10 protein-coding genes are annotated in these 12,011 nt (G+C 61.9%); all 10 read right to left on the minus strand.

Annotation, left to right across the window (positions count from 1 at the left end; translation table 11 throughout):
• Window positions 1-10 precede the first annotated feature (10 nt).
• Entirely contained in the window at window positions 11-967 is a 957-nt protein-coding gene (locus tag BMZ79_RS27320) for an ABC transporter permease (protein WP_090646619.1), read from the minus strand.
• Between the two features lie 114 nt (window positions 968-1,081).
• Complete coding sequence (locus BMZ79_RS27325) at window positions 1,082-2,680, minus strand: response regulator transcription factor (RefSeq protein WP_090646622.1); 1,599 nt, start codon at window positions 2,678-2,680, stop codon at window positions 1,082-1,084.
• The gene (locus BMZ79_RS27330) at window positions 2,673-4,451 is read right to left on the minus strand and encodes a sensor histidine kinase (RefSeq protein WP_090646626.1); all 1,779 of its coding nucleotides are present in this window, start codon (window positions 4,449-4,451) and stop codon (window positions 2,673-2,675) included. Before BMZ79_RS27330 ends, BMZ79_RS27325 begins: the two co-directional genes overlap by 8 nt.
• Before the next feature lie 200 nt (window positions 4,452-4,651).
• Window positions 4,652-5,320, minus strand: coding sequence for a GTP pyrophosphokinase (locus BMZ79_RS27335; RefSeq protein WP_240546036.1), 669 nt, complete (start codon window positions 5,318-5,320; stop codon window positions 4,652-4,654).
• A 47-nt stretch (window positions 5,321-5,367) separates the two neighbouring features.
• Window positions 5,368-6,822, minus strand: a complete 1,455-nt coding sequence (gene cls / locus BMZ79_RS27340) for a cardiolipin synthase (protein ID WP_090646629.1) — start codon at window positions 6,820-6,822, stop codon at window positions 5,368-5,370.
• Window positions 6,823-6,878: 56 nt separating this feature from the next.
• A complete protein-coding gene (locus BMZ79_RS27345) occupies window positions 6,879-7,628 on the minus strand; it encodes a helix-turn-helix domain-containing protein (protein ID WP_090646631.1) in 750 nt (249 codons plus the stop codon).
• Between the two features lie 378 nt (window positions 7,629-8,006).
• On the minus strand, window positions 8,007-8,720 hold the full coding sequence (locus tag BMZ79_RS27350; protein WP_090646633.1) for a FadR/GntR family transcriptional regulator: 714 nt from the start codon (window positions 8,718-8,720) through the stop codon (window positions 8,007-8,009).
• 263 nt (window positions 8,721-8,983) lie between these two features.
• A complete protein-coding gene (locus BMZ79_RS27355) occupies window positions 8,984-9,715 on the minus strand; it encodes a LutC/YkgG family protein (protein WP_090646635.1) in 732 nt (243 codons plus the stop codon).
• Window positions 9,708-11,237 (minus strand): LutB/LldF family L-lactate oxidation iron-sulfur protein, encoded by a 1,530-nt coding sequence (locus BMZ79_RS27360; RefSeq protein ID WP_090646638.1) that lies wholly within the window; start codon window positions 11,235-11,237, stop codon window positions 9,708-9,710. Before BMZ79_RS27360 ends, BMZ79_RS27355 begins: the two co-directional genes overlap by 8 nt.
• A complete protein-coding gene (locus BMZ79_RS27365) occupies window positions 11,234-11,962 on the minus strand; it encodes a (Fe-S)-binding protein (protein WP_090646640.1) in 729 nt (242 codons plus the stop codon). Before BMZ79_RS27365 ends, BMZ79_RS27360 begins: the two co-directional genes overlap by 4 nt.
• Between the last annotated feature and the right edge of the window lie 49 nt (window positions 11,963-12,011).

Consider the following 12,011-nt stretch of genomic DNA (forward strand, 5'->3'; position numbering starts at 1 on the left):
CTACCCTCCCTTAAATGATGCTTTCTTTCGTGATTTTCTTGAAGATGCCGTTGGCCGCGAACAACAGGATGACGCTGACGACGGAGTTGAAAATGTTGATCGCCGTGCCGAACGAGTACCTTCCCGTGCCAAGCCCGTAGTTGAGCGCGTATAGGTCGAGCGTCTGCGAATAGTCGCGCACCAGGTTGTTGCCGAGCAGGAACTGCTTCTCGAACCCGATGCTGATGAGATGGCCGATCGAGATGATGACCAGGACGATGATCGTGGAACGGATGCCCGGCAGCGTAATGTGCCACGCCTGCTGCAGCCGGCTGGCGCCGTCGACGCGCGCCGCTTCGTACAGCTCCGGTCCGATGCCGGCGATCGCCGCCAGGTAGATGATCGTGTTCCAGCCGGTTTCTTTCCAGACGTCGGACGCGGTGACGATGCTCCAGAACAGATTGCCTTTGCCCGAGAACTGGATCGGCTCGCTGATCAGATGCAGCCCGACGAGCAGATCGTTGACCGCGCCGTTGTCCGTCGACAGCATCTTCGTGACGATGCCCGCCGCGACGACCCAGGACACGAAGTGCGGCAAGTACGAGACCGTCTGCACGAACCGCTTCAGGAAGCCGACCCGCACCTCGTTCAGCAGAATCGCGAACACGATCGGAATGATGAAGCCGGCGATCAGACCCATGACGCTCATGGCGAGCGTGTTGCGCAGCGCCTGGAAGAATTGATCGTCGTGGAACAGCTCCCGGAAGTACTGCAGCCCGACCCACTTCTGGTCCAGGAACGAGCTCTTCGGCTTGAACTTCTGGAACGCCATCGTCCAGCCCCATAGCGGCAAGTAGTTGAACACGAGCACCCAGAGCACGAACGGAATCGACATCATGTACAAGTATTTCTGTTGGAAGAACGTGTGCCAGAACCGGGATTTCGGCCGCGCCGCCGCTTGCGGCTTCAGCGTTGTAATGGCTTTCATTGGGCGATACCTCCTTGCGTATGCCTTTATGATAGCGGAAATGAAGCGCTTCCAATACCTCTACAATTGGGGGTAAAATCATGCGAAAATTGCATCATCCGATCGTGCCAGGCGCTATTTTTTCCGGTAGGCGGACGGGGACACGCCGACGTATTTGCGGAATTTGCCGTGGAAATAGTCGACGTTCGCGTAGCCGACCTTCTCCGCCACCTGGTAGATTTTCAGCCCTTGGTCCAACAGCTCCTTGGCTTTCCCGATCCGCACCTTGTCGAGGTAGGTATTGAAATACTCGCCCGTCTCGCTCTTGAACAGCTTGCCGAGGTACGCGCTGTTGTAGTTGAACACCTCCGCCAGCGTCTCCAGCTTGAGGTTCTCGTCGTAGCTCCGGTGGATCAGATCGATCATCCGCTTGATCTGCTTGTCGCCGCTGCAGGAGGCGCCGCCCGTCGCCAGCTTCGGCAGCGTCTCGGTCAAATCGCGCTCCAGCTCGCCGTAGCGGACGTGGCGGTAGATCGCCTTCATGCACGCGGACAGCCGCGCGTTGTCGAGCTTCCGGTCGTCGCCGCCGTGGGACAGCTTGCCGGCCGCGGCCGCGACGAGATCCGCGAACGCCGTCTTGATCGCCTCCTCCGAACGCCCGGCGGCGATGAGCCGGCGCCCAAGCCCTTCGACCAGCTGCGCGACCGCGGCGGCGTTGCCGACGTCGATGGCGAAGAACAGCTTGTCCGCGAGCGCGGGCAGGCCGGCCGCCGGATCCGCTTCGCTGCCATACGCTGCGCCGCCTTCCATCGCGCCGCCGTTCGCGCCGCCGCCGTCGGCTTCCGCGGAATGGAGCGGCGCCGTCGAAGCCGTTATCAGCTCGCCGCCGGCATAGAAGAAGGCCCGGTCGAGCAGCGCCGCCGCTTCCGCGTAGGACCGGCGCACGTCCGCGAGCGACGCGACCGGCGAGCCGGCCGCCGCGGCGATCTGCGCGCACGGCTCCGCGACCAGCCCGGCGATGTCGGCGTAGACGCGCCGCCGCGCCGCTTCCGACGCCGGATCGGCCGGCAGCAGCAGGACGATCGCCGCCTCCATCGTCACGGCGACGCCCTTGTCCTTGTCGTCGTACGCCCGCAGGAACCGGTCGCGAATGGCGGCGAACCGCTCCGGATTCGGCTCCATCCCCTGCAGCTTGACCGCCGCGATGCTATAGCACTCCCAGCGCAGGCCGAGCGCCTCGAGCGCCTCCGGCTCCGGCAAGCGTTCCTGCCCCGCTTCGCCCCGGGCGAGCATGGCGTGCAGCAGCTTCTGGCGGTTCCACGCCCGGCGCGCGCCGCTCTCCTCCAGCTCCTTCCGCCTCCGGTCCAGCTCGCCGCGCAGGCGGACCAGCTGCTCCGCGAGCTCGTCCTCGTCGACCGGCTTCAGCAGGTAGCCGTCGATGTTCAGCCCGATGGCCTTCTTGGCGTAATCGAAATCCGCGTACCCGCTCAGGATGAGCACGCGCACGGCGCTGTCCGTTTTACGGACGGCTTCCACGAGCTCGAGCCCGCTCATGCCCGGCATGCGGATGTCCACGATGAGCAGATCGGGGCGATGCCGCTCGATTTTGCGCAAGGCGTCCCCCCCGTTCGCGGCCGTGTCGACGATCCGGTAGCCGAGGGCCTCCCAGTCGATCAGGGTACGCAGTCCTTCGCGGATCGTCGGTTCGTCGTCGGTAATCAGCACGTTATACATCGTCCTTCGCCTCCATCGGTATCGAAAAGTGTACGCTCGTTCCCACGCCCGCCTCGCTCCGGATCCGCAGCCCGCAATCCTGGCCGTACATGAGCTTCAGCCGCATATGGACGTTGCGAAGCCCGATCCGGTTGCCTTCGCGCTCCTCGGTCTCGTCGAGCGACCGGTTCAGCGCGTCCAGCTTCTCCCGGGGCATGCCCTCCCCGTCGTCCGCGACTTCAATCTCGATCCGGCCGCCGCCGGCCGCCGCGGTGATGCGCACGCAGCCCCCCGCTTCGCGGTTTTCCAAGCCGTGGATGACCGCGTTCTCGACGAGCGGCTGCACGATCAGGGGCAGGATCGGCACGTCCTGGACGTCCGGATCGATCCGCAGCTCGTACCGCAGCCGGTCCTCGTAGCGGAATTTCTGAATGTCGAGGTAGCAGCGCACGAGGTCGATCTCGTGGCGCAGCAGGACGGTGCGGCTGCCGGCCTCGAGGTTTTTCCGCATCATTTTGCCGAGCAGCCGGACGACGTTCGAGATGTCGCGCTCGCCCTTCAGATGCGCCTTCATGCGGATCGATTCCAGCGCGTTGAAGAGGAAATGCGGGTTGATCTGGCTCGCCATCATTTTGAACTTGATCTCGTTCTGCCGCGACTGCAGCTCGACCTTCTGCCGGTTGGAATCCTGCAGCTCGACGATAAGGCCGTTGATGCTGGCGACCATGCCGTTGAATTGGCGCGACAGCTGCCCGATCTCGTCCTTGCCGTCGATCTCGAGCGCCACGTCCAGATTGCCGGTGCCGACCTTCGTCATGTATTTGCTGAGGCGCATCATCCGCTTCGAGAGCATGGCGGAGAAGCCGTAGACGAGCATGATCGCCACCGCCAGGCTGACGAGGATGACGGTCAGGGCCAGCCGGATGATCCGGTTCGGCTCCTTCATGATGTCGTCGTAGGAGAAGACCGAGATGATCCGCAGGTCGTTCAGGCTCGATTCCGGCACGAGCGGCTCGATCTGGATTTGCGACGATTTGCCGTCGACCAGCGCTTTGAAGCTGCCGCTCTTGGCCGCGATCACCTTCGGATCGTAGCTGATGCTCGCGAGCGTGCTGCCGATGCGGCCCGGCCGGTTCGCCGCCACGATCCGGTCGTTCCCGTCCACGATCATCGTCTCGAACGGCTCCTGGCTCAGAATCCCGTTCAGCTTGTCCGAGCTGACGTTGATGACGAGAACGCCGCTCGTATGCTGCGTCAGGAAGTCGATTTTGCGCACGAGACTGAGGTAGTAGCGGTTGTCCCGCTCGTCCTTCATGTAGTACCAGGCGGCAAGGCCGCTGCTCGTCAGCGCCCGCTGGTACCAGTCGGAATCGATGGTCGCCTTCGTCGGCTGCAGAAACTCCCAGTTGTTCAGCAGCGTCCGGTTGTTCACGTACAGCCGAATGTTGGAGATGTCCTTGTAGAGGCGGATGTAATCCTTGATGTCCGGGTAGTCCTTGTATGCCTTGACGACCTCGTAGACGGACTCGTAGTGCCGGTTGGCCAGCGTCTCCAGCCGGCTGTCGTTGGACATGCGGTACGAGATGTCGTACGACACGTTGATGACCTCGCCGGTGCGCTTCTTGACCCGATCGACGTTGTTCGCCGTCTGCTCGAGCGCGTTGTCGAGCGCCATGTTCTGCAGCTCGCCCGTCAGGAAGACGCCGACGATCAGAACGGGCACGAACGCCGCGAAAATAAACGAGAGCACCAGCTTCGTGCGAAGCTTCATATCGTTGATGCCGCGGATCATGAGGTGGATCAGGCGAATACCCCTTTCTGGTGAATCTTTTGTCTGAAAGCGTTTTCAAAATAAAGCAAAACAAAAATGGTCATTGTTCATTGTAAACAAATGACCATTTCGCCGCCACAGGGAAATTTTTCCCTTTTTTCATGTCATAATCAGTGATTTTTCCCGCGGAAAGCTGTGCTTTTCCCTGCCGCCCGCGGCGTTCAGGTGGTGCTTGGCAGCATCGGCAGCTGCAATTTGACCGTCTCCGCGCCGTCGCTGAACTTCTGTACCTCTTCCTTCAGCAGCAGCATGCGGCGGTCGAGCATGCCGATCATGTCCGCCGTCGCCTTCAGCTGCTCGCGGATCGTCGCCGGCATGTCGTCGTGGAATTGGTAGTAGATTTTATGCTCGAGGCTGGCCCAGAAATCCATCGCGATCGTCCGCAGCTGAATTTCCACGTTCACGTGCTCGGTCCGGTCCGACAGGAAGATCGGAATCCGGATGATCAGATGCAGGCTCTGGTAGCCGTTCGGCTTCGGATACTTGATGTAATCCTTCACTTCGACGACCTCGACGTCGCCCTGGCTGCGGATCATGTCGTACACGCGGTACACGTCCGTCGTGAACGAACAGATGACGCGGACGCCGGCGATGTCGCGGATATGCTTCGCGGCGTTCTCCTTCGACACCTCGAGCCCTTTGCGCTGCAGCTTCTCGACGATGCCCTCGGGCGACTTGATGCGCGTCTTGACGTGCTCGATCGGGTTGTAGTTTTGAATGAATTGCAGTTCCTCGTTCAGGATCGTCAGCTTGGTGCTGACTTCGTCTAGCGCGAATTTATAGCTCATGAGCATTTTCGCCCATTCCATGACCATTTGTTTGTCCATCATCGTTTATTTCACTCCTGATGCTTAGTCGTACAGAGAATTGCGATTCGTCACAAGATCGGAGACAGCAGCCGCACGCACGATTCCCGGAACCGCTCCAGCCGCGAACGCCGCTGGTACTGCTCGTACGTCAGCTCCGTGCAATCCAGCATGTCTTCCTCGAAAATCCGCTTCAGTTCCATGGCCGTCTTCGTATCGTACAGAATGGCGTTGATTTCGAAATTCAGCTTGAAGCTGCGGATGTCCACGTTCGCCGTTCCGACCGAGGCGACGGTGCCGTCGACGACGAGCGCCTTCGCGTGAAGAAACCCTTTCTCGTACAGGTAGCACTTCATGCCTTCCTCGAGCAATTCGCCTAAATAGGAGAAGGTTGCCCAATAGACCATTTTATGATCCGGTCTGCTCGGCAGCATGATCCGCACGTCGATGCCCGACAGCACGGCCAGCTTGAGCGCGTTCAGCAGGCTTTCGTCGGGGATGAAATACGGCGTCTGCATGTAAATCGACTGCTTGGCGGAATGAATCATCTTGATGTAGGCGTTCTTGATCTGCTCGAGCGTCTGGTCCGGCCCGCTGGAGACGATCTGGATGCCCGTCGTTCCGGTGATCGCCGCCGGCGGGAACAAGCCCAGCACCTCGCGGCTGAACGTCGTGTGGCTGGCCAGGTTCCAGTCCATCATGTAATGGGCCTGCATCTGGAGCACGGCGTAGCCGGTAATGCGGAGATGCGTGTCGCGCCAGAAGCCGAAGCGCTTGTTCAGGCCCATGTACTCGTCCCCGACGTTGAAGCCGCCGATGTAGCCGATCTGGCCGTCGATGATGACCAGCTTCCGGTGGTTGCGGTAATTCACGCGGATGTTCAAGTACGGAATCTTGGACGGAAAGAAGTACGCCACTTCCCCGCCGGCCTTGACCAATTCGCCGAAAAACTCCCGCTTCAGCAGCGAGCTGCCGATATCGTCCACAAGGAAGCGCACCTTGACGCCCTGCTTCGCTTTCTCGGTCAGCGCGTCGACGAGCCGTCTGCCGAGCCCGTCGTTGTGGACGATGTAGTACATGAGGTGAATATGGTGCGTCGCCCGCTCGATATCCGCGAACAGCGCGTCGAACTTGTCGGGGCCGTTCGTGAAAATATCAACGTGGTTGTTCTGCGTGTACAGCGCGAACCCGCTCGTCAAATTCATGCAAATCAGGTCCGAATAACGCTCCGCCGCATCATCATTAAACACAATCCGATGATCGCGAAACTCCCGCCGCTGCTGCTCGATCAAGGCGTTCATCGTTTCCCTCGTCCGCCTGTTCAGCTTGTACAGTTTCTTCTTGCTGAGATTCTGCCCGAAGACCAGGTACACCACGAAGCCGACGGCCGGCAGGAACAGCAGCACCATCAGCCACGCCCAGGTGACCCCGACGTTCCGCCGCTCCAGGAACATGACCGCGATCGCCAGCGGAATGTTGATAACGGTAATTATGGTTACGAAATTGGATAAGAAAAAATCGGTCATGACGTCGGTTCCCCTCGGCTCGGCGTTGCGGTAGTTCGCTTGTCCAGTATAACCCATCAGGGGGGTCGGAGGAAAATCGGGCGGAGGTCGGGCGCCGTACCTCGTACCGCTCTTTCGCCGAAAACGCCGTTCCTCCGCTCCGCCGCACAAGGTTTAATAGTCAGTCGGTAACGCATTTTTCGGCGGGAGCGGGATACGATGGGATGTACAATGCCTTTAGCTTCAAGCGTTCCAAACGCTTTCCTAGCCGTTCGTTCGTTGAATCCCGCCTTTTCGGCCGCTTCCGTCGGGGACAGCTCGCCTCGCGACTCGATGAGCAGATGGAGCAACCCCCGTTCCATGATGGAGAGGACCGTTTCCTCGGTTCGCACCTTGCCGCCCCACTTGGCCAACCCTAGCAGTACGGCCTGCTGACAGCGACGGGGCTTTTCTTTCATGTCGTCGAAAGCGAAACGCAGCAAATGCCAGCCGTCGATGAGCAAATGATTTTGGCGCTGCAGATCGTCCGCGAATTTCCACCTGCTAATGTCCCGCCAATGAGGACCAAAACCGTCAATTTCAATAATTAGTCGAAATGACAGCGGCGGCAAATACGCATAATCGGCGAATCTCGTTCCTCCCGTCAGGTCGACCAACTCATACGCGGGGGGCAAATCATCCAAATTCCCGACCGCCGGCCACCAGACTTTGGCGAGAAATTCTTTCTCGGCCTGGTCATGCGCCTTGATCCGTCTTCTTCGTTCCTCCGATGCGGTTTCGATCGAAGCTTGCATCATTCGTTCGTACGCATGTTCGAATTGGTCCATCGTTTCCCTTGTCATCTCCTACCTCCGACCAAAAAAAATAGGCCGCCCGCCCGGTTTCGCGCCGGGTTGGCAGCCTGTGCTTCAGGACTGTATTCATATGGGATAAGCGTACCAAACGCACGGGCGGTTTGGCAACCGGCTATGCTAATTCAGTGAAACCCGCAATCCACTTCAACAACGGTAGAAAACCCGTCCATATCATTAACGTTGGGAAACCATTCCATCAACGTCAGCGTGGTCGGAGACGGAATGCCCCAACAATGGACCGAATACCGCATTGTGCCTCAGCCTCGATGTGCGTTGACTACTTAACCGTTAAAGCGCAATCCTGTGCTTTGCTAAGCTCTGTGCGTACGTAAGCCAATCCCGCCCCGCCTCTCACAGCACGCGCATTAAATCATCCACCACGTGCGCCAGGTGCGCTTTCATGCGCTCGCCGGACTGCGCCGCGTCGCGGGCGGAGACGGCGTCGAAGATGGCGAGATGCTCGCGGTACAGCCGCTCGGCCACGGACCGGTTGGCGTAAATCTCCACGCGCCGGATGTCGCGGATGACCGTCTCCAGCTGGCCGACGATCGACTCGAACAGCCGCAGCATGATGGAGTTGCGCGTCGCTTTCGCCAGCGTCAGATGAAACAGCAGGTCGGTGCGCTCGCCCTCGAGGTCGTCGCCGATCGCCGCTTCCATCTCCCGCATGAGCCCTCGCAGCACCGCGAGGTCGTCCTCCGTCGCCTTCTCCGCGGCGATCGAGGCGTTCGCCACCTCCAGCGCGTGCCGCGCCTCGAGCAGCTCCAGCAGCGTTTCGCGATTCATGCGCAGCGCCTGCAGCTCGGGCAGCTCCACCTGCGCCTGCGCCGGGGCGGCGCTGATCACGCGGCAGCCGCCGCCTTGGCGAATCTCGATGTAGCCCATCGCCTTCAGCGCGCTCAGCGCCTCGCGCGTCGTGGACCGTCCGACGCCGAACTGCTCCGACATCTCCTTCGTCGAAGGCAGCTTGTCGCCGACCTTCCATTTGCCGTCCAGGATCAGCCGCTTCAGCTGCTCGGCAATCTCCTCGTAATGGTTGCGTTTGGACAAACGGGTGATTTCCACGCCGAAGCTCCTCTCCTTCCCGACCGCGCGCACGCCTCCAGGGCGAACGACACGCGCGCGGCAACCTTATCGTGCAAATGGTATCACCTACCGGTACGCGAAAGCAATGCCGGTGGCGGCGGGGACCGGACGGAAGCGGGAAGGCCGGTCGTCCTCGGCGGATTCGCCGCGGCGGCGCGGCATGCCCCGGACGCCGAAACCGAGCGATCGCCAAACGAGCCGGCGCGCCGCTCCCCAACCGCCCCGCGCGTCCGCCGCCCGCCCTACCCGACGATCAGCGCGTACACGACGCCCGGACCGTGCACGCCGATCGTCAGGTCGTTCTCGATGTCAGCCGAGCGGCTCGGGCCGGAGATGAAATGAATGCCGGCGGGCAGATTCTCGCGGCCCGCTCGGTCGAAGTTCACGAGAATTTCGCCGAGCCGCGTGTGCAGCCGCTCGACCGGAATGATCGCCATGAGCACCGTCGGGAGCAGGCTGACGGAGCGGCCCTTGTCCTTCGCGGACAGCACCGTGATCGAGCCGGTGTACGCCGCCGCGTAATCCGCGACGACGACGCCGAAGTCCGCTTCCGCCGCGCGCGCCTTCCACTGCTCCGCCGGGTCGCTGTTCCAAACGGAGAACGAAGCGCCCGGCATCGCGTCTTCCAGCCCGAGCGCGTTCAGCTCCGGCTGGTTTTGGCGGATGACGTACTTCGCGCCCATCTCCGCCGCCTTGCCGGCGATGAACGCGCGCGCGTCCTCCATCGTCGCGAGCCGCTCCGTATGGCCGCCGGCCGCCTTGAAGTTCGCGCGGAACCGCTCGATCCGCTCCTCGAGCGGCCAGTCGAAGCCGTTCCAAAAGTCCGGCGCTCCGCGGTACGGATGCGCCGGCGGCTCCGTCGCGCGCGGCCGCCGCAGCTTGGCGGAAATGCCGTCGATGAAGCCGACCTGCTTCGCCCGCGACCGCGCGTCCAGCTCGGCCAACCACGCCTGGTGTTCGTCCGTTTTAGCCATGATGCCCCTGACCTCCTTTGCCAGCCTTCCGTTCCTGCACGATCCGTTCCATGCGGCTCTTCATCGCCGGGTCCATCTCCTGCAGGCCGTGGCGGATTTCTTCCTCCATCGTCTTCCACTGCTGGCGGAACGACCGCTTGGCCAGGCTCGGCGCGACCCGGTACGCGTTCCAGCCCTTCAGCGGGCCGGCTTTCACCCGGATCCCGCCGCCCTTCACGACGAGGCGCTGGCCGAGCTGCCCGAGCTTCACCGCCGCGCCGTAGCGCTTCGCGTTCGAGACGACGGCGGCGAAGCCTTTCATGCCGAGCGCCTCGAGCTTGTCGCCCCGGCCGGCCTCGAGCTTGCGGCGGCGCAGGTAGATCAGCATCTCGTGCAGCGGAATTTTGACCGGGCACGCCTCGTAGCAGGCGCCGCACAGGCTCGACGCGTTCGCGATGTCGTCCCACTCCGCGACGTCCTTCTGCAGCGCCGGGGTCAGCACCGCGCCGATCGGGCCGCTGTACGTGCCGCCGTAGGCATGGCCGCCGATGTGCCGGTACACCGGGCAGGCGTTCAGGCAAGCGCCGCAACGGATGCAGTTGAGCAGCTCCTGGAATTCGGGATCGCCGAGCTGCAGCGAACGGCCGTTGTCGACGATGATGATGTGCATTTCTTCCGGTCCGTCGGCGTCGGCTTCGCGGCGCGGGCCGGTAATGCCGGACATGTAGACCGTCAGCTTCTGCCCGGTGGCCGAACGCGGCAGCAGCGTCGCCATCACTTCGAGGTCCGACCAGGACGGGATGATGCGCTCCATCCCCATGAGGGTAATCTGCGTCTTCGGCACCGTCGACACCATCCGGGCGTTGCCTTCGTTCTCGAACAGCACCATGGAGCCCGTCTCGGCGATCGCGAAATTGCAGCCGGTCATGCCGATGTCCGCTTCGAGGAACTTCTCCCGCAGCTTGCGGCGCACGAAGCCGGCCAGCACCTGCGTGTCCGGCGCCAGCGTCTCGCCCGCGTCGGCCGACAGCAGCTCCGCGATTTGATAGCGGTTCTTGTGAATCGCCGGGATGATGATATGCGACGGCGTCTCGCCCGCCAGTTGAATGATGTATTCGCCGAGATCCGTCTCGATCGCTTCGACGCCGATCCCCTCCAGCGCATGGTTAAGATGCAGCTCCTCGGTTACCATCGACTTCGACTTCACGACCGTCTTCGCTTCCGCGTGCTTCGCGATATCGAGCGAGATGCGGACCGCTTCGGCCGCCGTCTCGGCGAAATGCACGTGCACGCCGTTCGCCCGCGCGTTGTCCGCGAACAAGTTAAGGTAATAATCGAGATGCGCGATCGTATGCAGCCGAATCTGCCGGCCGCGCTCGCGCCATTCGTCCCAGTTGCCGTGCTCGGCCGCCGCGTTCTGCTTGCCGTTCCGGAGCCGCTCCGTCGTGAATTTGACCGCTTTCCGCAGAAACTCGTTGTTCAGCGCCAGCCCCGCGCGTTCCTTGACGGTCGCGCCGCCCGCTTGCGTTCCCGTGCCGCTCATGCGCCCTTCACCCCTTCGTACAGCAATTCGGCCAGATGCATGACGCGCACCGGCTTGTCGCGAAACCGCAAATTGCCCGCGATGTTCATGAGGCACGCCATGTCGAGCCCGACGAGCACCTCGGCTTCCGTCTCCAGCACGTGGTCGGTCTTCTCCGACACCATCGCGCCCGAAATATCGGACATCTTGATCGCGAACGTGCCCCCGAAGCCGCAGCAATCGTTCGCGAACGGCAGCGGCACGAGCTCGAGCCCGTTCACCCGCTCCATCAGGAGCAGCGGCTCTTCCTTCACGCCGAGCAGGCGGCTGCCGTGGCAGGACGGATGGTACGTGACCTTGTGCGGAAAATGCGCCCCGACGTCCGTGACGCCGAGCACCTGCACGAGAAACTGCGTGAATTCGTAGGACTTCTCCTGCAGTTTAAGCGCTTTCTCCAGCATGACGGGATCGTGCTCGAACAGCTTCGGATAATGATGGATCATGCCCGTGCAGGAGCCCGAAGGGGAAATGACGAAATCGGCGTCCTCGAACGCGGCGATGATCGTCTGCGCGGCCTCGCGCGCTTCCTTCCAGTAGCCGCTGTTGAACGCCGGCTGCCCGCAGCACGTCTGCACGGAGGGGAATTCGAGCGTGACGCCGTAGTTGGCCAGCAGCCGCACCATGGCCTCCCCGACGCGCGGGTACAGCGCATCGCTCAAGCACGTAATGAATAAAGACACTTTCACCTGGGCCGACACCTCGTTTCGATGGTCTATGACGATCATTTTATCAGGT

Origin of the sequence: Paenibacillus sp. UNC496MF (assembly GCF_900113915.1) — a bacterium.
GTDB lineage: Bacteria > Bacillota > Bacilli > Paenibacillales > Paenibacillaceae > Paenibacillus_Z > Paenibacillus_Z artemisiicola.